The organism is Rhizobium sp. ERR 942 (assembly GCF_007828395.1).
GTDB classification, from domain to species: Bacteria; Pseudomonadota; Alphaproteobacteria; order Rhizobiales; family Rhizobiaceae; genus Rhizobium; species Rhizobium dioscoreae.
Map to the genome: position 1 here is coordinate 311,240 of NZ_VIUA01000007.1, position 25,212 is coordinate 336,451.

Annotated in this window: 22 protein-coding genes and 1 pseudogene; 14 read left to right on the forward strand and 9 right to left on the reverse strand. The window is 60.5% G+C overall.

The window, feature by feature from the left end; genetic code table 11:
* The first annotated feature begins 20 nt into the window (after positions 1-20).
* The gene (locus tag FBZ97_RS27480) at positions 21-1,280 is read left to right on the forward strand and encodes a hypothetical protein (protein WP_113391153.1); all 1,260 of its coding nucleotides are present in this window, start codon (positions 21-23) and stop codon (positions 1,278-1,280) included.
* Positions 1,281-1,605: 325 nt separating this feature from the next.
* Here the strand turns inward: FBZ97_RS27480 and FBZ97_RS27485 are convergent, their stop codons facing one another.
* On the reverse strand, positions 1,606-1,875 hold the full coding sequence (locus tag FBZ97_RS27485; protein ID WP_113391152.1) for a hypothetical protein: 270 nt from the start codon (positions 1,873-1,875) through the stop codon (positions 1,606-1,608).
* A gap of 278 nt (positions 1,876-2,153) precedes the next feature.
* On the opposite strand from FBZ97_RS27485, the gene FBZ97_RS27490 reads away from it, so the two are divergent.
* Complete coding sequence (locus FBZ97_RS27490; RefSeq protein WP_113421492.1) at positions 2,154-2,435, forward strand: hypothetical protein; 282 nt, start codon at positions 2,154-2,156, stop codon at positions 2,433-2,435.
* A gap of 72 nt (positions 2,436-2,507) precedes the next feature.
* Here the strand turns inward: FBZ97_RS27490 and FBZ97_RS27495 are convergent, their stop codons facing one another.
* Complete coding sequence (locus FBZ97_RS27495; RefSeq protein ID WP_113421493.1) at positions 2,508-3,461, reverse strand: LysR family transcriptional regulator; 954 nt, start codon at positions 3,459-3,461, stop codon at positions 2,508-2,510.
* A gap of 171 nt (positions 3,462-3,632) precedes the next feature.
* Here FBZ97_RS27495 and FBZ97_RS27500 point away from each other — a divergent pair, with 171 nt between their 5' ends.
* Positions 3,633-4,271, forward strand: a complete 639-nt coding sequence (locus FBZ97_RS27500; protein ID WP_113352103.1) for an NAD(P)H-dependent oxidoreductase — start codon at positions 3,633-3,635, stop codon at positions 4,269-4,271.
* A gap of 322 nt (positions 4,272-4,593) precedes the next feature.
* On the opposite strand, the gene FBZ97_RS27505 is transcribed toward FBZ97_RS27500, so the two are convergent.
* Complete coding sequence (locus tag FBZ97_RS27505; RefSeq protein ID WP_162749484.1) at positions 4,594-5,154, reverse strand: TetR/AcrR family transcriptional regulator; 561 nt, start codon at positions 5,152-5,154, stop codon at positions 4,594-4,596.
* Positions 5,155-5,303: 149 nt separating this feature from the next.
* On the opposite strand from FBZ97_RS27505, the gene FBZ97_RS27510 reads away from it, so the two are divergent.
* On the forward strand, positions 5,304-6,710 hold the full coding sequence (locus tag FBZ97_RS27510; protein WP_113421536.1) for an amidase: 1,407 nt from the start codon (positions 5,304-5,306) through the stop codon (positions 6,708-6,710).
* 81 nt (positions 6,711-6,791) lie between these two features.
* On the opposite strand, the gene FBZ97_RS27515 is transcribed toward FBZ97_RS27510, so the two are convergent.
* Positions 6,792-7,370 (reverse strand): TetR/AcrR family transcriptional regulator, encoded by a 579-nt coding sequence (locus FBZ97_RS27515; RefSeq protein ID WP_197044223.1) that lies wholly within the window; start codon positions 7,368-7,370, stop codon positions 6,792-6,794.
* 204 nt (positions 7,371-7,574) lie between these two features.
* On the opposite strand from FBZ97_RS27515, the gene FBZ97_RS27520 reads away from it, so the two are divergent.
* From FBZ97_RS27520 to FBZ97_RS27530, 3 genes are all read left to right on the forward strand, one after another.
* Complete coding sequence (locus FBZ97_RS27520) at positions 7,575-8,780, forward strand: alpha/beta hydrolase (protein WP_246661865.1); 1,206 nt, start codon at positions 7,575-7,577, stop codon at positions 8,778-8,780.
* A gap of 539 nt (positions 8,781-9,319) precedes the next feature.
* Positions 9,320-10,009, forward strand: coding sequence for a carbonic anhydrase (locus FBZ97_RS27525; RefSeq protein ID WP_145323031.1), 690 nt, complete (start codon positions 9,320-9,322; stop codon positions 10,007-10,009).
* Positions 10,010-10,013: 4 nt separating this feature from the next.
* On the forward strand, positions 10,014-11,540 hold the full coding sequence (locus FBZ97_RS27530) for a SulP family inorganic anion transporter (RefSeq protein WP_145323033.1): 1,527 nt from the start codon (positions 10,014-10,016) through the stop codon (positions 11,538-11,540).
* Between the two features lie 292 nt (positions 11,541-11,832).
* On the opposite strand, the gene FBZ97_RS27535 is transcribed toward FBZ97_RS27530, so the two are convergent.
* From FBZ97_RS27535 to FBZ97_RS27555, 5 genes are all read right to left on the reverse strand, one after another.
* Positions 11,833-13,554: a penicillin-binding protein 2 gene (locus tag FBZ97_RS27535; RefSeq protein ID WP_145651031.1), complete on the reverse strand. Its 1,722-nt coding sequence runs from the start codon at positions 13,552-13,554 to the stop codon at positions 11,833-11,835.
* A gap of 196 nt (positions 13,555-13,750) precedes the next feature.
* Positions 13,751-14,296, reverse strand: coding sequence for a sarcosine oxidase subunit gamma family protein (locus FBZ97_RS27540; protein WP_145323037.1), 546 nt, complete (start codon positions 14,294-14,296; stop codon positions 13,751-13,753).
* Positions 14,289-17,222, reverse strand: coding sequence for a sarcosine oxidase subunit alpha family protein (locus tag FBZ97_RS27545; protein ID WP_145323039.1), 2,934 nt, complete (start codon positions 17,220-17,222; stop codon positions 14,289-14,291). Before FBZ97_RS27545 ends, FBZ97_RS27540 begins: the two co-directional genes overlap by 8 nt.
* On the reverse strand, positions 17,219-17,497 hold the full coding sequence (locus FBZ97_RS27550) for a sarcosine oxidase subunit delta (RefSeq protein WP_113391140.1): 279 nt from the start codon (positions 17,495-17,497) through the stop codon (positions 17,219-17,221). The genes FBZ97_RS27545 and FBZ97_RS27550 overlap by 4 nt, the downstream gene beginning before the upstream one ends.
* 12 nt (positions 17,498-17,509) lie before the next feature.
* Positions 17,510-18,760 carry a sarcosine oxidase subunit beta family protein gene (locus FBZ97_RS27555; protein ID WP_145323041.1) on the reverse strand — a complete coding sequence of 417 codons (1,251 nt, stop codon included), beginning with the start codon at positions 18,758-18,760 and terminating at the stop codon, positions 17,510-17,512.
* Positions 18,761-18,847: 87 nt separating this feature from the next.
* On the opposite strand from FBZ97_RS27555, the gene FBZ97_RS27560 reads away from it, so the two are divergent.
* From FBZ97_RS27560 to purU, 7 genes and pseudogenes are all read left to right on the forward strand, one after another.
* Positions 18,848-19,807 (forward strand): GlxA family transcriptional regulator, encoded by a 960-nt coding sequence (locus FBZ97_RS27560; RefSeq protein ID WP_113391138.1) that lies wholly within the window; start codon positions 18,848-18,850, stop codon positions 19,805-19,807.
* Between the two features lie 79 nt (positions 19,808-19,886).
* A complete protein-coding gene (locus FBZ97_RS27565) occupies positions 19,887-20,570 on the forward strand; it encodes a helix-turn-helix domain-containing protein (RefSeq protein WP_113352091.1) in 684 nt (227 codons plus the stop codon).
* 93 nt (positions 20,571-20,663) lie between these two features.
* Entirely contained in the window at positions 20,664-21,572 is a 909-nt protein-coding gene (locus FBZ97_RS27570; protein WP_145323043.1) for a glutamine amidotransferase family protein, read from the forward strand.
* Positions 21,573-21,603: 31 nt separating this feature from the next.
* Positions 21,604-22,290, forward strand: coding sequence for a GXGXG domain-containing protein (locus FBZ97_RS27575; RefSeq protein WP_112724649.1), 687 nt, complete (start codon positions 21,604-21,606; stop codon positions 22,288-22,290).
* A 15-nt stretch (positions 22,291-22,305) separates the two neighbouring features.
* The gene (locus tag FBZ97_RS27580) at positions 22,306-23,634 is read left to right on the forward strand and encodes an FMN-binding glutamate synthase family protein (RefSeq protein ID WP_112724650.1); all 1,329 of its coding nucleotides are present in this window, start codon (positions 22,306-22,308) and stop codon (positions 23,632-23,634) included.
* Positions 23,635-23,711: 77 nt separating this feature from the next.
* The gene (gene glnT, locus FBZ97_RS27585) at positions 23,712-25,019 is read left to right on the forward strand and encodes a type III glutamate--ammonia ligase (RefSeq protein ID WP_069614851.1); all 1,308 of its coding nucleotides are present in this window, start codon (positions 23,712-23,714) and stop codon (positions 25,017-25,019) included.
* 99 nt (positions 25,020-25,118) lie between these two features.
* A pseudogene (gene purU / locus FBZ97_RS27590) lies at positions 25,119-25,212 on the forward strand (formyltetrahydrofolate deformylase); the annotation flags it as partial.

The following is a 25,212-nucleotide window of genomic DNA, read 5'->3' on the forward strand; positions in this document are numbered from 1 at the left end:
CGACAGACCCAGGGTGATATATGCGAAGCTTTTTCAGGGCCTTTCTGGCCGGCGCCGTCGTCGCATGTTGGGTAAACGGGGCATGGGCAGGCGAGGAGCGGCATGTTCAACTCGCCGCAAGGCTTTGCGCCGGCCTTGTTGCGCATATGAGCGGCGAGCCGGCGCAGCCTTTCGTCTTCCGCAGCTACGAGCCTCCGGCCGATGCTTCGCCGCTCCATCCCGCGCTCGAGAATGCGGGCTTCACCTATGACAACGCACTGGCGGTCATGGCGCTATATGCCTGTGGCCGAAAGTCGGAAGCGGGCCGGGTCGCCGATGCATTGGTGCTCGCGCTGAAGACGGATCGATTTTATCACGATGGGCGGCTCCGAAACGCCTATCGCGCCGGCCCGGTTGAGGATAACGGCAGCATGCTGCTTCCGGGCTATTGGAGCCCCGTTAGCAAGTCTTGGATTGAAGACGACTATCAGGTCGGCAGCGCGACGGGCAGCACGGCCTGGGGGGCGCTGGCATTGCTGACCGCCTACGAACAGACCGGCCGAAGGCCCTATCTGGATGCCGCTCGGACAATCATGGACTGGATCCATCGCAGCACCGCAGATCCGCAAAATCCCGGTTATTTCGGAGGCTTTTTTGGTCAGGAGCCCTCACCGGAACGCATAGGCTGGAAATCCACGGAACATAACCTCGATGTCTATGCGGCGGATCGCTGGCTTGCCGGGCTCGATCCCATGGGCGACTGGATGCATCACGCCGAGAAAGCGCGCGCGTTTCTGGAGGCCATGTGGGATTTCGAGGACGGTCGTTTCTTTGTCGGCAGCCTGCCGGACAGCGCCGTGCCGAATACAAGGATGTCGGGTCTCGACGCCGAATTGTGGCCGCTCATCGCCGTGCCGGCCTATGCATTCAGGCGCGCGCGCGTCCTGGAATGGACGAAACGCAATCATGGCGTTGATGGTGGTTTCGACTTCAACAATGACCGCGACGGCACCTGGCTTGAGGGCACTGCCCAGGCCGCCCTCGTGTTTCGTCTGAGCGGCAGGGGGAAAGAGGCTGAGCCGTTGTTCGAGACGATTTCCAGGCAAGTTGCCCCCGATGGCCTGCTCTATGCCACGGTCAACGCTGAGCTATCGACCGGCCTGAAGGTTGGGCCCGACTCCACCTCCGTTGACTTCAAGTACTTCCGCCTTCCCCATATAGGAGCGACGGCATGGGCCGTGCTTGCCGCGCTGAAGCGCAATCCTTTCATAGGCACGGCCGGTCAGTCGGCGAGCCGTTAGAGTTCCCGGAAAAGTACGAAGCGGTGTTCGTCCGGAATTGCGAAAAAACAAAGGGCGATTTCCTGATTGGATGAAGCGCCGAACCGCCCTGGAATAGACCACGCCACCGGGCGGCGATTGGGAAAGGTTTCAGTGGTCTGAGATGAATTGCCGTGCCCGGTGGGCCCAGGCAGGGCGGCTGCGTAGCACTATCGCGCGTGTCGGCTGTGAACTTGAGTTCAGTAACTTGCACGATCCAATCTATCATTGTGCCGCGGTTTTGTGAATGCCGCCAGGGGTATCCGAAGACGGGCAGGCGGAATCACAACTGGGTCTTTCGCGCCAACTAATCGCAGACGGTTTCGCGCACCACTACCCGATGATGATGGCGGTAGCTGTAGCGTCTCTCGGTCCAGCACCGGCGATGATATCTGTAGCGTGGGCCGTCATAGTACCCATCATCCGCGTAGGCCGGCGGAGCACGATAATAACGCGGCGGCGGCGCATCATAGTCGTAGCGAGGCCCAACTCCGTATTCAAAGTAGACCTGAGAGAATGCCGGGGACGCGGCCAAGGTCGTGGCGAGCGCCAACGCTGCGATTACGATTCTTTTCATGTCTTTCCATTCCGATTTATGTACAGCTGCGGCGCGCTAACCCGCGCCCTAAATGTAGTATGCCATGAGCACTGCTCGTGAATACGGACGAAAGTCCCGATCAAGTAGGGACTTAGGCCTAAGAGCTCCCGAAAGCTTTGTTCGCTAGCGTTCATAGAAGTTGGTGGACTCGTCTTTCTCGAAGCGTAAGATGAAGTATCGGCACCAACCGAATACGTAGGCGGTGACGACGGAGGGCTTAGACGTGCTCCCGCCTGCAAGACCGAGGGAGCGGTATTATGCCCTTTCGGAAATACGCATCTATTCCAGATGATCCCAATTTTCGCGAAGCGTTATTGGTTTGGGCTCGCAAGTTTACCAGATCCGAGGCGGTCGCGAGACGTGTCACTCAACGGACGATTGATGTGTTGTGCGACAATCCAAGCCTCCTCGACGGACGCGACATAAACGAAGCGATTTTCATGCTGTTGCGGCGGCACGCGTTCGATGAAATCGAGTGGTCGTCGGAGCAAGGCCATCAAGGTGATGGGGCCGTGTCCGAGAAGCAGCCGATGTGGTGAGAGAGCGCTGCATCGTAAAGCCGCGTCTTCCCGAAACGGAAAAGCCGCGGGATCACTCGGTAGCCCGCCCGATCAGCAGGTCGGAACCTGCATTTCATTGCGTATACTCTGATTCTCCCATGGAAGCCCGCCAGCGAATAGTGTCGTGATCCACTGTATAAACGCTTCAGTTCGTGCCGGCGTGAATTTCGCGGACGGACGGACAAGATGGATCCCGCCATCGATCTCGAACTGCCACTCAGGTAGGAGCCGGACGAGCGTCCCGGCAGCGAAGTCACGGGCCATGGACCACTCGCCGAAGCCGACGATGCCGATTCCCTGCCGTGCCGCTTCGAGCAGCGTATCGATGTCGTTCGATCGATAGCTTCCGGAAGGCAGGATCGTCTCGCGAAGGGGGCCTTTCCGCATGCGCCACTCCGGCACCAGCACTGGCCCGGTATATCGAAGGAGGTTGTGGTCCACGAGCGCGCGGGGAGAGGCGGGAATCCCATGGCGATCGAGATAATCCGGTGATGCGCCGAGAACGATCCGGTGGTCGCCCAGCTTGCGTGAAACAAGACGGCTGTCACCGAGCGTTCCAAGGCGTACTGCTGCGTCAAATCCTTCGCCGATGAGATCGACATGCCGCTCGGCGTAGTCGACCTCGATGTCAAGGCCTGGATATCGGCGAGCAAAAGCTGGCATCGCAGGCGCCAGCCATTGCCGGCCCATCGCCGCCGGGAAGGCCAGGCGCAGCCGACCTTTGAGCTCGATACCGCCGGCGGCCGCCTCCTGCTCGGCCTCTAAAATGGCGTTGGTTGCACTTAGAATGCGTTCCGCGAGCTGGGCACCGGCTTCCGTTAGTCGAACCCGCCGTGTCGTTCTTTCGAGCAGACGCACGCCGAGGCGTCGTTCCAGCGCGGCGATACGTTTGGACACAATGGTCGGGTGTCGGCGGAGCATGGCGGCTGCCGCGACGAATGAGCCTTCCCTGGCAACAGCCACGAGTGCTGCAAGTTCGTCGGTCCGCGCTTGTTCGAGATACATGATTATCGGATCGCCTCCAAATCGCTTTCAGAGAAGCAGGATTGCTGCACATATTGCAGCATTATAATGCGACGAACCCTAATTTTCCTAGCTCCACAGTGAGGCTACCTCTATTTCGACACGGCAGCGATGCGATTGCCGTCCGGATACGAGACGAAAAGGAAAACCACGATGACGACTGTGAATGAACGTCTGGAATGGCGCTATGCGACCAAGAAATACGACCCGAGCAGGAGCGTCGCCCCCGACACGCTCTCGCGCATTGTCGAGGCGGTGCGCCTAGCACCCACGTCGAGCGGGCTTCAGCCCTTCGAGCTGATTGTCGTTAGCAACCAGGACGTCCGCACGAGAATTCGAGCCGCGGCCTGGGATCAGGCGCAAATCACCGACTGCTCGCACCTGCTGATTTTTGCTGCCTGGGACGACATCACCGCTGCTCGCGTCAACATGATGTTCGACCTCACCAATGAGGTTCGAGGTTTTAGAAACGAGGGCTGGGAAAATTATCGCAAGAAACTGTTGAGTATAGTCGCCGCGCAGGGAACAGAGGCCAATCATCAAGCTGCTGCCCGGCAGGCCTATATCGGCTTGGGCGTCGCCGTCATCGCGGCAGCCTTCGAACGGGTGGACTCGACACCTATGGAAGGCTTCGACCCGGCCGCGGTCGACGAGATATTGGACCTGCGATCGAAGGGGCTGCGCAGCGTCGTCATGCTGCCGATTGGATACCGAGCCCCAGAGGGCGATTGGCTCGTGCACCTGAAGAAGGTCCGACGAAGCCGTGATGAGTTTGTCACCGACATCGTGTGATCCAGGCATCCGCAATTGTCGTGGTGATCTATGCTTCGGGGATCGGCTCGATCTCGCCGCTCCTCTCATACCCCCGTGCAAATACCAGGTGATCAGCGCTTTGCGGGCATTGATAACCGATACGCAGATCCTGCCACTCGAGAGGTGAGGCCGCGGGCTCCAGCCGGCATAATCCATATGAAGCGGAACGAGCCGCCCATGGCACCCTGATGCCGTCCTGCAAGGAGCCTGGAGCCGGTGATTGAGCAGGTGGAGCTAAGCTGGGCGAATGCCGGCGGCGCGTTGAATTGAATGCTAATAGGCAACCGAGCGCGGATCACGTCTATGCCGGCAGGAGCCCCGTGGCTCGGTAGCTTTCGATCAAGGCGTCGAACAATGATATGTCGCAGCGGCTTCTCGCCATCAGCTGAGCTCCGGCGACCGCCGCAAAGATCGCACGTGCCCGCGCCTCGCTGTCTTCTGGGCGCGTCACGCCGGCGGCGGCGAGCGCCTTTCTGATCCAGGCCACATTGACGTCGGAGAAGGTCTGAACCTCCGCCGTCACCTCATCTGGAAGGTCATCATATTCCGCCGACATGAAGCTGCAGAGGCAAAGTCGGTTGTCGCTCTCCAGCGACCTTCGAAAGATTTTCGGATATTCCCGTAGCGCGCTGATTGGATCGGCCGCGTTTATAAGGAGGGTATCGAGCTCCCGTTCGGTATCCTCCCAGTAGCGCCGAGCAACCGCCGCACCGAGCCCCGCCTTGCTTGGGAAGTGATGATAGATGCTCGCTGCCTTGATCCCGACCTGGGCCGCGAGATCGCGGAAGTTCAGCCCGCTGTAGCCATGTGATTGAGCGATCTGCCTGGCAGCGGCCAGGATCGCTTCCTTTGAATTCGTCATCGTCATCTCAGCGGCGAGGATTGAATGGTTATTGCCCTACCAAATGTTAGATAGGGGTTGACGCACAAAAAGGAAAGGGTTTATCTCTCCCTAACGAACGTTAGGTTGGCCACGTCCGGAGCGGACGTAGCCGGAAGAGAGAGAAAGCCATGAGTGAGAACATCATCTATTCAGACGCGACCAAGCTCGCTGAGATGATCCGCAGCCGCGAGGTTTCAGCGGTCGAGGTCGTCAAGGCCCATCTGGATCGCATCCAGGCGGTTGACCCGAAGATCAATGCGATCGTCACACTCGCCGAAGACGCCCTGGAAAAGGCCGAGGCGGCGGACGCCGCGGTCCGCGCGGGTGATGAGCTCGGTGCCCTTCATGGCGTCCCCTTCACGGTCAAGGACTCGATCGATACCGCCGGCGTGGCGACGCAGCGCGGCTCGCCGATCTTCAAGGGACGCATGCCCGATGCCGACGCCACCAGCGTCGCACGCATGAAGAGGGCTGGCGGTATCCTGCTCGCCAAGACCAATCTTCCTGAATTCTCCTATTGGATCGAAAGCGACAATCTGCTTACCGGCCGCACCAACAATCCCTGGGATCTCTCGCGGACGCCGGGCGGTTCGAGCGGTGGCGAGTCGGCCGCGATTGCGGCGGGCATGTCGCCGATCGGCCTCGGCACCGATCTCGCCATCTCGGTGCGTGGACCGGCCGCCCAGACCGGTATCTCGTCCATCAAGGCAACGCACGGCCGTGTGCCGATGACCGGCATTTATCCGCGCGCGCCGCGCCGCTTCTGGCACGTAGGTCCAATGGCCCGCAGCATCCGCGACCTGGCGCTCGCCTTCTCGCAGCTTGCCGGTCCTGACGGCCATGACGCTTTCGCGACGAGCACTGTTCAATTCGACGCCGGTATCGGCCGTCAGCCCTATCGGCAGCTCCGGGTGGGTTGGCTGGTCGAACCGGGCTTCGGGCCGATCGACCCTGAAGTAGCCAAGGTGGTCGAGGCGGCCGCCGGGGCGCTCAAAGGTCTCGGGCTACATGTCGAGCCGGTGCGCATTCCCGCGCTCGAAAGGGATTTTGCGCTCGATGTCTTCAATCGTATCCACGTGATGGAGATGAAGCAGGCCTTCGCGGAGGCGACCGCCGGGCACGAAGACCAGATGTACAAGATGTCCAAGACGATGCTGTCGCTACCGGACACCTCCATGGCAGATTTCATCGAGGCCGAGCAGGCGGCCGAGCGTCTGCGCGATGGCTTCGCCGAGTATTTCCAGAAGTTCGATGCGCTGATCACGCCGGTGCTGCCCTTGCCGGCCCACAAGCACGGCCAGGAGGAGTTCGTCATCAATGGCCGGGCGGTCGACGCCACATATCTGCAGGGTGCGACCGTGCCGCTCAACGTCACCGGCTTGCCGGGAATTTCAATGCGGTTCGGCACGAGCAGGGAAGGTCTTCCGATCAACGTCCAGATCGTCGGCAGCTGGCTGGCGGAGTCGACGATCCTGGCGGTCGCGTCCCAACTGGAGAGTGTGAGCACCGTCAGGGATCTGCATCCAGATCTTTGATGGGTGGCGCCGGGAGCGATCACGTTCGCGCGGCAGCGCATGTGTCGCGATATTATTTTGTCGAGAGGACGCTGCCCGTAGTCATGCCGGTGGTAAGCACCTCTGGCAACTAACCTCCGCCAGTGCCTCGAATACGGCCGGCGTGCGTTCCAGGCGTGCGATCGTTCGCGCGCCTTCGAGCGCGGCTACCAAAGCGGCCGCGGTGGAGGACGCGCGCGCGGGAGCGAAGCCACACCGCCTGAAATGCTCTGCAATAATCTCGGTCGAATCGACAAATCCGCGCGCGACCCTTTTGGTCAGCTCAGCGTCGAGCGCGGGCAGTTCATTCGCCAGATTTTGCATCAGACAGCCATATTGAAAGTCGGAGGCGACCATTTCGGCGGCGAATGTTCCGAAAATCTGGCGAACGAAATTTTCCGCATCGCCGGCCGTGTTCGCGGAGATATTTCGCAAAACCGCAATTCGGCTCGCGACGTATTGATCGATTGCTTCTTCTGCGAGCTGTGCCTTGCCGCGTGGAAAGTGAAAGTAGAACGATCCTTTAGGGGCACCGCTTTCTTCAATGATCTGGGTCAATCCAGTCGCGGTATAGCCTTGGATGCGAAACAGTCTTTGGGCCGTGGCAATCGCGTTGGCGCGGGCGTCAGTCTTACGTGGCATGCAATAAACATAACACGGTTCGCTTGACGAGGCTATGGCGATCGCCATACTATGGTGATCACCATAGAAAAAGGCTGGCGGATGAATCATCCCGTTCGTTTCAAACCATCGATGTCCCGACGCGCCGTCCTGGCGATGGGCGCGGCCAGTCTGGTTGCCGCGTCCCTTCGATCGGCTCGCTCAAACCCCATGGGAGGAAGTGCTTTGACTACACCACCTTACGGCGGGGGAACGCTTCCCAAGGGGGTCCGCTCGCGCATGATCCACGGGGTCAACGGCCTTGATGTCCATATTCTCGAGGCCGGTTACGAAAACGCCGGCCGGCCGCTCGCGCTGCTTCTGCACGGCTTTCCGGATTTGGCTTACGGCTGGCGACATCTGATTCCGATTCTGGCTGACGCGGGGTACCATGTCGTGGCGCCCGATCAGCGGGGTTTTGGCCGCACCACCGGTTGGATGAACGGCTATGACACCCCGCTCGCGCCCTTCAGCCTCTTGAACATGACGCGCGACGCGCTCGGGCTGGTTTCGGCGCTGGGGTATCGGCGCACGACGATTCTTGTCGGGCACGACTTCGGTTCGCCCGTGGCGGCTTATTGCGCGCTCGCTCGACCTGACGTCTTTCCATCGGTGGTGCTGATGAGCGCGCCTTTCCCCGGCCCGCCGGCATTTCCGTTCAACACCGCGCAAAGCGAGGCATCGTCGCCGGTCCAATCGAACACTGACAATCAAAGGTTGGCGGCCGCGCTGGCTGCGCTCGATCCGCCCAGAGAGTATTATCAGCAATATTTGAGCACTCGGGAGGCCAATGACGACATGTGGCACCCCCCTCAAGGTCTACATGCGTTTCTTCGTACCTTTTTCTACGTCAAGAGCGCCGACTGGCCGGGAAACAAGCCGCAGCCGCTGCAGGCGCGAACCGCCACGGAGCTTGCAAAAATGCCCACCTACTATGTCATGGATCTCGGCAAGACGATGCCCGAGACTGTCGCTCCATTCCAGCCTTCCGCCGCCGAGGTCCAAACCTGCAAATGGCTCACCGAGCCGGAACTTGACATATACACGGAGGAATATGGCCGCACCGGATTTCAGGGCGCGCTGCAGACTTATCGCGTCTATTCCGATCCTGACCTGAATGCCGAGTTGCGCCTGTTTTCGGGCAGGACGATCGATATCCCGTCACTCTTCGTCGGCGGGAAGAGCGATTGGGGCACCTACGCGGCGCCGGGCGCGCTCGATATCATGAGGACAAAGGCAGCGACGAAGATGGCTGGCATCGAGCTGATCGACGGCGCCGGTCACTGGATCCAGCAGGAGCAGCCGGGCCGGCTGAGCGAGCTGCTGCTCGCCTTCATGAAGGAGGCGGGTGGGGCGGATCACCCTAGCGATTTCGGACTTGGCGGTCATTAGTCTGCCCGCCAATTGACGGGAAGATCACAGAGCGGTTTTATGAGTAAATTCACGTGGTCGAAAGCGACGTTTCCAACGATAATTGCCGGCGGCGCCTGCTTGCGCATCCGAAGGCGGTGAGCGTCAATAACCTTATCGCCCATTTCCAGCCACCACCCGCCGGTGGCTTGATGCAAAGGCGCCTCTAGGCTGCCGGTCAAGGAGACGGCCGGCGAGAAGCGATCCGCAGGCCTAGCAGCGGCCATCCGGATCATAGTCGGCGAGGCTCGCAGATCAGGGACGGACCTTACCGATTGGAAGAGCACCGTCCAATGGTCTCATATGGGCTGTCGTTGTGACGCATGCGCCGGAGGTCAACTAAAAGGATCTCACAGTCCACTCACAAGATTTTTATAAATTAGGCTACGCTAATTCGGCGCTCGCTATTTTCTTCCCGTTTCCAGTTCCTATCTCGCACTTGCGAGATGATCGCGCATTCCAACCCGCCGGGCATGGGTACGCCCCCTGCCTGCCGTCCGGCCCATTACAAGGACTCGACAATGGGTGATTTGCTTAAAGGGATCTCCAGCTTTCGCGGTGCCGTCTTTCCCGACCATCAGGCACTTTATCGCAAGCTGGCGGAGGAGGGGCAGCAGCCGCAAGCGCTGATGATTTCCTGCGCCGACAGCCGGGTCATGCCTGAAACGATCACGCAATCCGGCCCCGGCGAACTCTTCGTTTGCCGCAATGCCGGAAACATCGTTCCTCCCTTTTCCACGGCGAATGGCGGTGTGTCCTCGGCAATAGAATATGCGGTCGTAGCACTCGGCGTTCGTGATATCATCGTCTGCGGGCATTCCGATTGCGGTGCGATGAAAGGGCTTTGCCATCCTGATCTTTTGAAACCGATGCCGAATGTCGCCGCCTGGCTGAAGCACAGTCATGCCGCCCATTCGATCGTCTGCGAAGCCTACCCCGCCGACCTGTCCGAGCGTCAAAGGGTTCGCGCCATCGCGATGGAAAACGTCGTCGTTCAGCTCGACCACTTGCGCACGCATCCTTCCGTCGCCGCCAAGCTTGCGATCAACGACATCACACTGCATGGATGGTTCTTCGATATCGAGACGGGGGAGGTGCTCGTCTATGACGGTACGGCCGCTCGCTTCACGGAAATCCTTGAGGACAGGCCCTTGGCTGTCGCGGTTAAGGGTCGTGGTCGTCCGCATGTGATCCCGCAAGCCGCGGAGTAGGCCGATGATGTCAAGCTCTGCTCTTTCACGCGACCTCGCATCATCGCTCGTCGTATTCCTCGTCGCCATACCGCTCTGCCTCGGCATTGCCGTGGCTTCAGGCGTTCCGGTGGCGATGGGCCTCATTTCAGGCATTGTCGGCGGTATCGTCGTCGGCCTTTTGGCGGGATCTCCGCTTCAGGTATCAGGGCCGGCCGCTGGCCTTGCCGTGATCGTCTTCGGCTTCGTCGAGCAATATGGCATCGCCATGCTCGGGCCGGTTCTCATCGTTGCGGGTTTACTGCAGGTCCTTGCCGGATTCCTGAAGATCGGCTCGTGGTTCCGGGCGATTTCACCCGCGGTCGTCCACGGCATGCTCGCCGGGATCGGCATCCTCATCATTCTTGGCCAGATCCATGTGCTGATGGGGGCGAGACCGGCTGCCGGAGGCATCGAGAACGTCACCGCCATGGAGCAGACCTTTGCTCGCGTATGGGGCGCGGGGCTGACGCGTGAAGCAGTCGCTCTCCTCGTGGGGCTGATTTCCTTGCTGGCCATGATCGCCTGGGAGAAATTCAGGCCGAAGCCACTGATGCTGATACCCGGTGCCCTGGTGGGCGTTGCGGCCGGTACGATATTGACGGTTGGCATGCAGCTGCCAATCGCAAGAGTGGAGGTGCCGTCCTCCCTTATCGAAAGCATTACACTGCCGACGCTGGATGGCTTTGCCAGGATGGTCGAGCCCGGCATCATCGTGACGACGCTGGTCATCGCGGTGATCGCCAGTGCGGAAACGCTGCTCTCATCCGCCGCCGTCGATCGCATGCATGATGGCGTGCGGACCCGCTTCAACAAGGAGCTGTTTGCGCAGGGTATCGGCAACGGGCTTTGCGGTCTGCTGGGTGCGCTGCCCATCACCGGTGTCATCGTCAGGTCGTCCGCCAATATTCAGGCTGGCGCGCGCTCGCGGGCGTCGGCCGTGCTGCATGGCGTTTGGATCCTCGGACTGGTGGCGTTTCTGCCGGAGCTGCTCGCGATGGTGCCGCTGACGGCGCTTGCCGCGGTGCTGCTGGTGACAGGATGGCGGCTGATCAGTCTTCATCATGTCCGGCATCTCTTCGATCATCACGGCTGGGTCCCTGTCGGGATCTGGACCGCGACGGTCGCGATGGTGGTGCTTCAGGACCTGCTTGTGGGCGTGGCACTCGGTCTTGCGCTGTCCATATTGGAAATCCTTCCATATCTGCGTCGCAAGCTCGCCATCGACAGATTGGAAGAGGATGAAACCATCCATCTCGACCTCGTGGGCGTGGCGACATGCAAGGATGTTCCCGCCCTGCTCAATATGCTGGAAACGCTTCCCGAGGGTCGCAAGATCAGGATTGCCGGCACGCGCCTGCACTACCTTGATCATACAAGCGCCGAAACCCTGCGCGAATGGCTGAAACGGCAGAAGAAATCCGGGCGTCTGGTGGAAATCGAGCATCCACCGGTCGGCCGCCATCGGCGGCTGACGCCAATCTTTGAAACACTAGCGCGGGAGGTTGCCTGATCGGTGAAGAACTCACCGGCTACCTCGCGATAATATGCTTGCCCCGCTTGTCGGGGCAAGACCAACAGCAAAACATACAAATGCCCGTCGAGGGAGGTGCGAGAAATAGCTAAACCTAGTATCGGTAGTGATTTGAAATATACAATCTTAAATTGTATAAGATAGATTCATTGTGGAACATAAGCTGAGGTGGCGAGCCCTGTCTTTTGGGGCAAGACGCATTTCATCAAGCCGCGGCTTTCGAGAAAGGCGTGACTTTGCCCATCGAAGCTAGGGATCAAACACCCAATCCTCAGTAGGCGGCGAGCAAGTTCGATCCGAAATCAGGCTCGACGCCGAGCAGCGGCGCGGCGTGGCTGATGATATCGTGGACCATGGGGGCCGCCGTTTCTGCAGCGAGGTTCAGGTTGTGAACACCCGTCAGCGGCTGGTCGATGAAGGCCAGCACCACATATTTCGGATTATCCATGGGAAATGCCGCCAGGAACGAATTGAAGCTGAGTTTGTGCGAGTAAACGCCGTGAATGACCTTGTTTGCGGTGCCCGTCTTCCCGCCGACATGATAGCCGGGGACGTCGGCGGCTCTGCCGGTGCCCTGTTCGCCGTTCAGACGGAAAAGGTAGCGGATCGTGTCGCTGGTGCTCTTCTTGACGATCATCGTCTCGGTCTTTTCCGCTTCTTCCTGCGTGCGCGGAAGGAAGGAAGGCTCGATCAGCTTGCCGCCATCAATGAGGGCTGCGCCAGCGACGGCCGTCTGCATCGGCGTGGTGGCGACGCCGTGGCCGAAGGCGATGGTGATAGAATTGAGCTTCTTCCAAACCTTTGGCTGGCTGGGCGCCTTCACCTCGGGCAGTTCGGTCTGCATCTTCGTCAACAGCCCGAAGCGGGTCAGATAGCTCTTTTGGATGGTCATGCCCACCTTATCCATCATCTTGGCCGTGCCGATGTTGGACGAATAGCGGAAGATTTCCGGGATCGACAGGACACGCCGCGGCACGTCGCGGTCGTCATGGATGGTGAAGCCGCCGTAATGTAGAGGGGCGCTGGCGTCGAAGGTATCCGTCAGCTTGACCATGCCCGTGTCGACGGCCATCGCGATCGAGAAGGTCTTGAACACCGAGCCCATCTCGTCGGTGCCGTTCGACATGCGGTTCAGCCAGCCTTTGACATCAGCCTGCGGATCGTTCGGATCGAAATCGGGAGCCGAGGCCATGGCCAGCACTTCGCCGGTATGGATGTCGAGGATGACGGCGCCGGCCGCCTGACTCTGATATCGGCCGATTGCATCCGACACCACGTCATGCACAACGTTCTGAACACGAAGATCGATCGAAAGCCGTACCGGCTCCAATTGGTCGCGGCTCGTCAGGCCCGTGGAAGCGAGATCCGACAGGCCCTGCATGTCGAGGTATTTCTCCATGCCGGCGACGCCGTGATTGTCGATATCGACATAGCCGAGAATATGTGCGGCTGTTCGCCCGCCCGGATAGAAACGCTTGACCTCAGGCCGAAAGCCGATCGCCGGAATGCCGAGCGCCAGGATCTCGCTCTGTTCCTTCGGCGTCAGCTGCCGGCGCAGCCAGGCAAAATGCGAGCGGCGGTCGGAAAGCTTTTTATAAAGTGATTTTCGGTCGATATCGGGAAAGATCGAGGCGATCTTTTCCACTGCCTCGTCCGGATCGATCACGCGGTTGGGCTCGGCAAACATCGAGACTGTGCGAATATCGGTTGCGAGCAATTCGCCGTTTCTGTCGACGATATCCGGGCGCGCGGCGCTGACATGATCAGGCGGAATCGCCGAGGTGTCGGTCCTCGGCTCCATATCGAAATAGGTAAGCCTGGCAAAAATCGCCACATAGCAGACGAGCAGCCCACCCGCGAGCATCATGATGCGAGCTTTGGCGAGTTTGGCTTTGCCCGTCGCGCGTACTGGCGGGCGTTCGCGTCCACCCGGACCAAAGGTGATTCTGATGAGGCGACCGCTATTTGCGCCGAGGGCGTGGATGATCGACATGAACGATTTATTCGCAAAACAGGGGAAGGCGGACGTGCCTCTGGATCAACAATCTCTAAGCTCAAGATGGTTAACAGGGACCTAATTATAAGTTTTTCTTACTAACGTTGTGTTTGAGGCGCACCTCGCGCTTTGCGCGTATTGCGGTTGCGGGCAAGATAGCCCTGCCCGACCATGTCCGCGCCAGAGATGTGGTTCAGAGCGCGAGCTGCTCGGCATCCTGAGATCGAACCAGAGCCTCGAGTTCCTCATAAAGCGATTCCGCAAAGCTGCGCAGCACAGTCAGCTCGAAATCGTTCATGCCGATGCGCGTAAGCTGCACCGAGATATGACCGAAAAGCGTCATGGCACTGCGCCCCTCCGGGAAGCTCGATGGATGCAGATCGACGGCCGTACCTTTGTTGAGTATCCGGGGCGCGTCCCGGCCCGAAACCAGGAGGCGGATACGGCCGTGGCTTTGGTCGCAGATGAAGGCGCGGCCGGCGAGGGCATCGGCGAGAGTCCGCCTTTGGGATTGAACGAGCTGCTCGTTACCGGCGATGAACCATTGCCGGTATCCCGCCGGGCGTACGGAACTCCGCTTGAGGCCGGCCACAGGAAGATGGGCCAAAAGCTCTTCGCTCGTGGTCGTGCCCAGCACATGCAGGAGATGTCCCTCAGGCAGGGCTTCAAGCCGGATGGTCTCGCTTTGCAGGACGGCCTTTCCGGCAAGGACCGGCTTCGATATCGGCAAATCAGGCATGGAGTTTCTCATTCTGCGGGTCGAGGAAGACCGGGCTGCAGATCATTGCATCCGTGTATTCGTTTCTAAGCCCGTTCCAGACGACGACCTTCTCGCCGATGCGCTCCGCTCCATTCTTGATGAGAGCGAGCCCGATCGTATGGCCGAGGCTGGGGGAAAAGGCGCTCGATGTCACATAGCCTTGGTCGTTTTCGAGTGTCGCCGCCCCACCGTCCGCAAGGATATGAGCGCCGGTACGGAAGCTTGTTGCCGGGTCCACCGGTTTGACACCGACGAGGCGAGGCCGATCGGCGGCCTGGAGACCATCGCGCGCGAGCATCGCCTTGCCGATGAAATCAGGCTTCGCCGCCGAAACCATGCGGGCAAAGCCAAGATCGCCTGGCGTTACCGTGCCGTTGATCTCGGCATGGGTGACATGACCCTTCTCGATACGCATGACGCCAAGCGCCTCGGCGCCATAGGCGCAAATTTCATGCTTTTGACCCGCCTCCATGATGGCGTCGGCGACGAATTCGCCATAGGCCGCCGGCACGGCGAGCTCGTAGGCGAGCTCCCCGGAAAAAGATATGCGGAAGAGGCGACCCTCAAGCTTGCCGCCGAACAATGAGACCGCGCGCGCGCTCATGAACGGGAAGGCGGTGTTGGAAATATCCTCGTCGACGATTTCGGAGAGGATCAACCGCGACTTCGGTCCGGCGACCGCCATCTGCGCCCATTGATCGGTTGACGACGCGAAACAGACCTCCAGCTCGGGCCAGAGCGTCTGGGCACAGAACTCCAGGTGGGTGAGCACGCCGGCGGCAAGCGCTGTCGTTGTGGTCATGAAAAAATGGTCTTCATTCAACCGGCTGGTGGTGCCGTCATCATAGATCATGCCGTCTTCGCGCAGCATGATGCCGTAGCGCGCCTTGCCGACGGAAAGCTTGGCGAAACCGTTGCAATAGATACGGTCGAGGAAAGTGGCGGCATCCTTGCCGAAGATCTCGATCTTGCCGAGTGTGGAGACATCGCAGATGCCGGCATTTTTTCGGATGTTCAGCACTTCGCGATCGACGCTTTCGCGCCAGGTTTTTTCACCCTCGCGCGGAAACCAGGAGGAGCGATACCAAAGCCCGGTTTCCACGAAGATCGCGCCATTCTTCTTTGCCCACTGGTGTAAAGGGGATTTGCGCGCGGGCTGGAAGTGCTTGCCGCGCGAGGCGCCCGTCAGCGCCCCGAAAGTGACCGGCGTATAGAAGGGACGAAACGTCGTGGTGCCGACCGCGGCCGGCGATACACCGCGGGCCTCGGCGAGTATGCCGATGGCGTTGACATTGGAGAGCTTGCCCTGATCGGTCGCCATGCCGTTGGTCGTATAGCGCTTGGCAAGCTCGACATCGCCATAGCCTTCACGAACGGCAAGGCCGAGATCCTTGAGGTGCACGTCGTTTTGATAGTCGACGAAGGCCTTGCCCTTGCCACCTTTGACAAACCAGAGCGGCTTGGCAGCAGGCGGTACTTCCTCCATTGACGCAAAGGCCGGGACGATCTTGCCAAGGCCGATTGCTTCCAGCGCCTCGGCGGCTTTCATTGCCCCGTCGCCAAGGCAGCTATCGGTGGAGGCAAGGCCGGCTGCGGAGCCGGCAATCAGCAAGCCATCCTGTCTTTCAGGGGCCAGGAAGGCTGCACACTTTTCCGACCAGGTCGGCTTTGCACCGCGATGGCAGGCGAGGTGAATGATCGGGCTCCAGCCGCCGGACATGGCAAGCGCGTCGGCTTCGATTTCCCGGCTACCGGAGGAGCTCGCCACGGTCACACGGCGCAGCTGCTTGCCGCCATGCGCGTCAATGACGCGAGCGCCGGCCAAGACTTGTGCCTTGCCGTTCCAGAGATCGTTGCCATCGGCGCGACTATCGACGATGGCGGTAACCTCGACGCCCGCTGCCTCGAGCTCGGCGGCGGTGCGGTAGCCGGAACTGTTGGTCGTGAAGACTATCGTGCGCTTGCCAGGCGCAACCGCCTGCCGATTCAGATAGCTGCGCATTGCGCCTGATATCATCACGCCCGGAATGTCGTTGCCGCCGAAGACGATTGGGCGCTCTTCCGCTCCGGTCGCGAGGATCGCCTGCTTGGCGATGATGCGCCACAGGCGCTCGACCGGCCGTCGCGGATCAGACGTCGCCACATGCTTCTGCACGCGTTCGACCGCCCCGAAGACATTGTCGTCGTACCAGCCGATAACTGTCGTTCGCGGCAGGCACTGCACGTTCGACAGGCTTTCGAGCTCATTGATCATGCTTTCGAACGTCGGATTCTTCTCTGCGAGCAAACCGCCGCCGAGGGCGAAGCCTTCGTCTGCAAGAACCACCCGCGCTCCGGCGCGTCCCGCCGTCAGCGCCGCGGCAAGACCTGTGGGTCCGGCGCCGATCACGAGCAGATCGCAATGCGCCCAGCATTTTTCATAGGAATCGGGATCCGCCTCATAGGATGCCTTGCCGAGACCGGCGGCCTTGCGGATCAGCGGTTCGTAGACCTTCTCCCAGAAGGCGGCGGGCCACATGAAGGTCTTGTAGTAGAAGCCGGCGCTGAGGAAAGGCGACAACAAGCCGTTGACGGCGCCGATATCGAAGCCGAGCGACGGCCAGCGATTCTGACTGCGCGCCGTGAGCCCATCGTAAAGCTCGATCATCGTGGCACGGGTATTGGCTTCAGTTCGTCCGCCCGTGCCGGTCGTGACAAGGGCATTGGGTTCGGCGGCACCCGCCGTCAAGATGCCGCGCGGGCGATGATATTTGAAGCTGCGGCCGACAAGCTGGATACCATTGGCGAGCAGGGCGGAGGCAAGCGTGTCGCCGGGATGGCCCGTCAGATCCCGGCCGTCGAAGCTGAAGGCGAGGGTCTTCGAACGATCGATCAGGCCGCCGGAGGAAAGACGATAGCTGCTCATGCGCCGCCCCCAAGCTTGGCAAGTGCCGCGTCGCTGACGCCATGGACCTTGTGGGTAACAGTGTCGCGCTCGACGATCAGCCAGCGGCGGCAACCGGATGAGTGATGCCAATACTCCTTGTGAAGCCCCTTCGGATTGTCGCGCAGATAGACGTAATCGTACCAGTCTTCCGCGCCGGCGTCGGCTTTCGGGCGGCTGAGGTTCGCATCGCCCTTGATGGTGAACTCTTCCTTGGGCCGGGCGCCGCAGTGAGGGCAGGAAATCAGGCTTGCCATGTCATCATGTCCTCAATGCAGGTTCGGCTGGGCGCCGACGCCTTTTTCATCGATCTGATAGCCGCGCCGAAAGCGATCGAGGCGCAACTGCATTGCTGTCTCATGCGGCTCGTTGCGGGCGATCAGATGCGCGTAGCAATAGCCCGACGCCGGCGTGGCCTTGAAACCGCCGTAGCACCAGCCGGCGTTCAGATAGAGGTTGTCGATATGCGTCCGGTCGATGATTGGAGAGCCATCCATGCTCATGTCCATGACGCCACCCCATGTGCGCAGGTAGCGCACGCGCGTCAGCGCCGGGATCATCGCCACACCGGCTTCGGCGACATGTTCGACGGTCGCGAGATTGCCGCGCTGGGCGTAGGAATTGTATCCGTCGATATCGCCGCCGAAGACGAGACCGCCCTTGTCGGACTGCGAGACATAGAAATGGCCGGCGCCGAAGGTGACGACGCAATCGATGAACGGCTTCAGGCCTTCCGAGACGAAGGCCTGCAGCACATGGCTCTCGATCGGCAAGCGCAGACCCGCCATGTCGGCGACCACCGTGGAATTGCCCGCGGCCGCGAGCGCCAGCTTGCCGCAACCGATGTAGCCCTTCGTGGTCTCGACGCCAAGGACCCGGCCATTGTCGGAACGAATACCAGTCACTTCGCAGCCGGTGATGATGTCGACGCCACGGCTGTCGGCGCCGCGGGCATAGCCCCAGGCGACTGCGTCATGGCGCACCGTGCCGCCGCGCGCCTGCAACAGGCCACCCATGATCGGGAAGCGGGCGTTTTCGAAATCCAGGAAGGGCAGCTTTTTGCGAACAGCTTCGCGATCGAGCAATTCCGCGTCGACGCCGTGCAGGCGCATGGCGTTGCCGCGACGGGTATAGGCGTCGCGTTGAGCATCCGAATGAAATAGATTGAGAACGCCGCGCTGCGAGACCATGGCGTTGAAATTGAAATCCTGCTCCAGCCCTTCCCAGAGCTTCATCGAGAGCTCGTAGAACGGATTGTTGCCGGGCAGCAGGTAGTTCGAGCGGATGATCGTCGTATTGCGGCCGACATTACCCGAGCCGAGATAGCCCTTTTCCAGAACGGCGACGTTGGTGATGCCGAAGGTCTTGGCCAGATAATAGGCGGTTGCCAGCCCATGACCGCCGCCACCGACGATGATGACGTCATAATGCGGTTTCGGTTGTGGCTGGCGCCAGGCGGGCGCCCAGCCGGTGTTGCCGCGAAGACCGTTGAGGAAAACAGAGAAAGCCGAATAGCGCATGGTTCGATCCGCTGTGAATGCGCTCATGATGACAGAGTGGCAAATGCCGACTTGCCCAATTAGGACCTCTTTCGATAGAAAAGGGACATGGCGCCAATCGATGCAAGAAATAGTCAGTCCATCGGCTTCGTCCTGATCCCGGGATTCGCGCTGATGTCCTATGCTTCCGCGAGCGAGCCGTTGCGCGCCGCGAATCTTTTGGCCGGACGTGAAATCTATCGATTGTCGATTTTTTCGCCGGATGGCATCCCGGCGGTATCCTCTGGTGGTGTACCGGTGCCGGCCGACCCTCTCCCGGGTCGCGGATCCGAGCTCGGCACGGTCTTCGTCTGCGCCGGCGGCTCGCCGCGCGATTGGCACTACCCTTCGGTTCTCGCCTGCCTCCGCCAGCTCGCACGCGAGGGCGTGCGCATCGGTGGCATCTCCGGTGGCCCCTATCTGCTTGCCGCCGCCGGGCTTTTGGCCGAGCGCGATTTCACCATTCATTGGGAGCATGCGCCGGCCCTGCTCGAAGCCTTTCCAGCACTTGCGCCGCGCCAGGCACGCTTCGTCATCGATGGCAATCGCATCACCTGCGGCGGTGGCATCGCGCCGCTAGACATGATGCATGTGCTAATATCTGAGCACATGGGCGCCGATTTCGCCCGGCGCGTCAGCGACTGGTATCTGCACACCGAAGTCGGCGAGCCAGCGGCGCCGCAACGTGGTTCGCTCGCAGAACGCTACGGCGTTCACCATCCGGGCCTGCTCAGCGTTCTTGCAAAAATGGAGGAAACGATCGAGATGCCGCTCGACCGTACGGCCATGGCGCGCATTGCAGGTGTCACGCCGCGTCATCTTGACCGGCTGTTTGCTAGTCATCTCGGCTCGACATTCCTAGATCAATATCGGCTGATACGCCTGCGGCATGCCCGGCGGCTTCTGGAGCAAAGTCCACTTTCGATTTCCGAAATCGCCATCGCCACCGGCTTTTCCAGCGGCGCGCATTTCTCCAGAGCCTATCGCTCGCTTTATGGCATGGCACCCAGCGAAACCCGCCGCGTTTGATTTTCGTCGCAGTTGAGAAAATTTCACTGGGAGGATAGAGTTCTTCCCAGCAGGCCCTGCCGACAAAAAAGGATACAGAATGAAAACCAAGGCAGACACGATATCGGCCGACGACCAATCCCATGCTGGACGCTCGGCCTTCTCCCAAAACCCGCATGCGGTTCGCGAGCCGAAGGAAAACAATCTCGAAATGGCGATCGGCCACGAAGTTCGCGCCTATCGCAAGAAGCTCGGCATCACCGTGACGGATCTCGCCGCCGCGACGGGGATCTCGCTCGGCATGCTGTCGAAGATCGAGAACGGCAATATCTCGCCGTCGTTGACGACGCTGCAATCGCTGTCGCGTGCGCTCGGCGTGCCCTTGACCGCATTCTTCCGTCGCTATGAGGAGCCGCGCAACGCCGTCTTCGTCAAGGCGGGCCAGGGTGTCGAGCTGGAACGCCGTGGCACGCGCGCGGGCCATCAATATAATCTCCTTGGCCATATCGACAACAATTCCAGCGGCGTCATCGTCGAGCCCTATCTCATCACGCTGACGGCGGATTCCGACGTCTTCCCGACCTTTCAGCATGAGGGAATGGAGTTCCTCTATATGCTCGAGGGCGAGGTCATGTACCGCCATGGGGACCAGCTTTACCCCATGCAGCCCGGCGATAGCCTCTTCTTCGATGCGGATGCTCCGCATGGCCCGGAGGTGCTGGTGAAACTGCCGGCAAAATACCTTTCGATCATTAGTTACCCACAGCGAGGCAAGACCGACTGACTTGCCTTAAAAGAAAAAATTATTCTTTTGAGTTGAAAAACCGCGACGGACCTGATAGCCATTTTTGCAGATGCGAAAACGGAGGCTTTGGGCATGTGCGGAATTGTCGGTCTTTTCTTGAAGGATAAGGCGCTGGAGCCGAAACTCGGCGCGCTTCTGTCTTCCATGTTGATCACGATGACCGATCGCGGACCTGATAGTGCGGGTATCGCGATCTACGGCAACGATAATGGCAGCTCGGCCAAGATCACCGTTCAGTCACCTGATCCGGTCAAGGATTTCGACGGATTGGAATATGAGCTGAGGCGGGCGCTCGACATTCCCGTGGCCGTGGCGGTTAAGAGCACGCATGCCGTCATCACCCTTGCCAAGGACAAGCTTGAAGAGGGCAGGGTGGCTCTGGCGGGTCTGCGCCCGAATATCCGGGTCATGAGCAGCGGCGATACCGTCGAGATCTACAAGGAGGTCGGCCTGCCGAAGGATGTGGTCTCGCGCTTCGGCGTCACCGCCATGTCAGGCACGCACGGCATCGGCCATACGCGCATGGCGACGGAATCGGCCGTCACGACGCTCGGCGCTCATCCGTTCTCCACCGGCTCGGACCAGTGCCTGGTTCACAACGGTTCGCTATCGAACCACAACAACCTGCGGCGCGAGCTGAAGCGCGAGGGCATGACCTTCGAGACGGAAAACGATACCGAGGTCGCGGCCGCCTATCTGACGGCCGAGATGGCCAAGGGCAAGGATCTCGGGGCGGCGCTCGAAAGCGCGGTCGACGATCTCGACGGCTTCTTCACCTTCGTCGTCGGCACCAAGTCCGGCTTCGGCGTCGTTCGCGACCCCATCGCCTGCAAGCCGGCAGTTATGGCCGAGACGGACCAGTATGTCGCCTTCGGCTCCGAATATCGTGCGCTCGTCAGTCTTCCGGGCATCGAGGATGCCCGCATCTGGGAGCCGGAGCCGGCGACCGTCTATTTCTGGGATCACGAAAAGGTTGCCTGATCAGAAGCGCCGTAATCGAGAGAGATCTTACATGCCAGTTTTCGACCTATCCGTCACGCCGCTGCGCGAACTCAATAGCGCCCTTCATGGCCTCGCCGCCGGCACCAACGATACGGCTTTCGAAGTCGTCAACCCGCGCGGCCATCATGCTGTTGCCGCAGGTATCGACGCGCCCGTCACTGTCGATATCAAGGGCTCCGTCGGCTATTACTGCGCCGGCATGAATGATGGCGGCAACGTCACCATCCACGGTTCGGCCGGACCGGGCGTTGCGGAAAACATGATGTCCGGCACCGTCGTCATCGAAGGCGATGCCAGCCAGTATGCCGGGGCGACCGGGCAGGGTGGCCTGCTTGTCATCAAGGGCAATGCCGCCTCACGCTGCGGCATCTCGATGAAGGGCATTGATATCGTCGTCTACGGCAATATCGGCCATATGTCGGCCTTCATGGGACAGTCAGGCCATCTGGTCGTGCTCGGTGACGCCGGCGATGCGCTGGGGGACAGCCTCTACGAGGCCAAGCTCTTCGTCCGCGGTTCGGTGAAAAGCCTCGGCTCCGATTGCATCGAAAAGGAGATGCGCCCGGAACACCTGCAGAAGCTCTCCGAGCTTCTGGAAAAGGCCGGCGTGCGCGGCGTCAGGCCGGAGGAATTCAAGCGCTATGGATCGGCGCGCAAGCTCTATAATTTCAATATCGACAATGCCGACGCGTACTAAGGCGAAGGGGACCTCATGAGCTACCACAATCCGCACACGCCGCCTCGCAAGTCCGCTACCTTCGACGATCATACGCTCGCCGAAATCCGCCGCGCGGCGGCGACGGGCATTTACGACATTCGCGGCGCCGGCACCAAGCGCAAGGTGCCGCATTTCGATGATCTACTGTTCCTCGGCGCGTCGATATCGCGCTATCCGCTCGAAGGCTATCGCGAGAAGTGCGATACGACCGTCGTCCTCGGCAGCCGTTTCGCCAAGAAGCCGATCACGCTGAAGACCCCGATCACTATTGCTGGCATGAGCTTCGGCGCGCTTTCCGGCAATGCCAAGGAAGCACTTGGCCGCGGCGCTACGATCGCAGGCACGTCGACGACGACAGGCGACGGCGGCATGACGGACGAGGAGCGCGGCCATTCGCAGACGCTGGTCTATCAGTACCTCCCGTCGCGCTACGGTATGAACCCTAGGGATCTGCGCCGCGCCGATGCGATCGAAGTCGTTGTGGGCCAAGGCGCCAAGCCCGGCGGCGGCGGCATGCTGCTCGGCCAGAAGATTTCCGATCGCGTCGCCAATATGCGCAATCTTCCGAAGGGCATCGATCAGCGTTCGGCCTGCCGCCATCCGGATTGGACCGGTCCGGACGATCTCGAAATCAAGATCATGGAGCTGCGCGAGATCACCGATTGGGAAAAGCCGATCTACGTGAAGGTCGGCGGTGCGCGCCCCTATTACGATACGGCTCTTGCGGTCAAGGCCGGTGCCGACGTCGTCGTGCTTGACGGCATGCAGGGCGGCACCGCTGCGACGCAGGATGTCTTCATCGAGAATGTCGGCATGCCGACGCTTGCCTGTATCCGCCCCGCAGTCCAGGCACTGCAGGATCTCGGCATGCATCGCAAGGTACAGCTCATCATTTCGGGCGGCATTCGTTCCGGAGCCGATGTGGCGAAGGCGCTGGCGCTGGGCGCCGACGCCGTTGCCATCGGTACGGCGGCGCTGGTCGCGATCGGCGACAACGATCCCAAATGGGAAGAAGAATATCAGAAGCTCGGCACGACGGCCGGCGCCTATGACGACTGGCACGAGGGCAAGGACCCAGCCGGTATCACGACCCAGGATCCTGAGCTCGCAAGCCGGCTCGACCCCATTGCAGCCGGCCGGCGCCTTGCCAATTATCTCAAGGTGATGACGCTGGAAGCGCAGACGATCGCGCGTGCTTGCGGCAAGAATCACCTGCACAACCTGGAGCCGGAGGATCTCTGTGCGCTGACGATGGAGGCCGCCGCCATGGCGCAGATTCCGCTCGCCGGCACCAATTGGTACCCGGGCAAGGGAGGCTTTTAAGATACCGGCCGGGCCGAGAGGTCCGGCCGCTGCATGCATCATCGAAGTGTCTCGAAGAAATCCAAAGGGGAACGAGAATGACACTGGATCTTGCTGCCTTTGCAAAGGACAAAGGCATCAAATATTTCATGATCAGTTATACGGATCTTTTTTCCGGCCAGCGTGCCAAGCTGGTCCCGGCGCAGGCGATTGCCGGGATGCAGGAGGAGGGTGCCGGCTTTGCCGGTTTTGCCACCTGGCTCGACATGACGCCCGCCCATCCCGATCTTTTTGCCGTACCCGATGCCTCCTCCGTTATCCAGCTCCCGTGGAAGAAGGATGTTGCCTGGGTCGCGGCCGATTGCATGATGGAGGGCGAGCTGGTCGCCCAGGCGCCGCGCAACGTCTTGAAGAAGCTCGTGAAGGAAGCGGAAGCCGCGGGCAAGCGCGTCAAGACCGGCGTCGAAGCCGAATTCTTCCTGATCACCGCCGATGGCGCCAAGATATCGGATGAATACGACACGGCTGAAAAGCCCTGCTATGACCAGCAGGCTGTCATGCGGCGATATGACGTCATCTCCGAGATCTGCGACTATATGCTGGAGCTTGGCTGGGGCGCCTATCAGAACGACCACGAGGATGCCAATGGCCAGTTCGAGATGAACTGGGAATTCGACGATGCCTTGAAGACGGCGGACAAGCACTCCTTCTTCAAATTCATGGTCAAGTCGATCGCCGAAAAGCATGGTCTTAGAGCAACCTTCATGCCGAAGCCCTTCAAGGGGCTGACGGGCAACGGCTGCCATTGCCATATCTCCGTCTGGGATAATGACGGCAGGATCAATGTCTTTGCCGACAGGGAGGCCGAATTCGGCCTGTCGGCCGAGGGCAAGCATTTCCTCGGCGGCATCATGAAGCATGCCTCGTCGCTGGCGGCCATCACCAATCCCACCGTTAATTCCTACAAGCGCATCAATGCGCCGCGCACCACATCGGGTGCCACCTGGTCTCCCAATACCGTGACATGGACCGGCAACAACCGCACCCATATGGTGCGCGTGCCTGGTCCCGGCCGCTTCGAGCTGCGTCTGCCCGATGGTGCCGTCAATCCCTACCTGCTGCAGGCCGTCATCATCGCTGCCGGCCTCGATGGCCTACGCAGCATGGCCGATCCGGGGCCTCATCACGATATCGACATGTATGCGGAGGGTCATCTCGTGAAGAATGCGCCGCGACTGCCGCTCAATCTGCTCGATGCGCTGCGTGCCTATGACGAGGACGAGGGGCTGAAGCAGGCGATCGGTTCGGAATTCTCCGAAGCCTATCTGAAGCTCAAGCATCAGGAGTGGAACGCCTACTGCTCGCACTTCACGCAGTGGGAGCGCGACAGCACGCTCGATATCTGAGTGCGTGGCGGCAAGATGCCCTTCAGGGCTCAGGCGCCGGGGTGCATTCCCCCGGCGCGGCAGCGGAATTTTGGCCGCGGACGGCGGAGGAAGATCAGCATGACGAGCTATGTATTGACAGTGACGTGCCAATCGACGCGTGGGATCGTTGCGGCGATCTCGAACTATCTGGCCGGGCAGGGCTGCAACATCG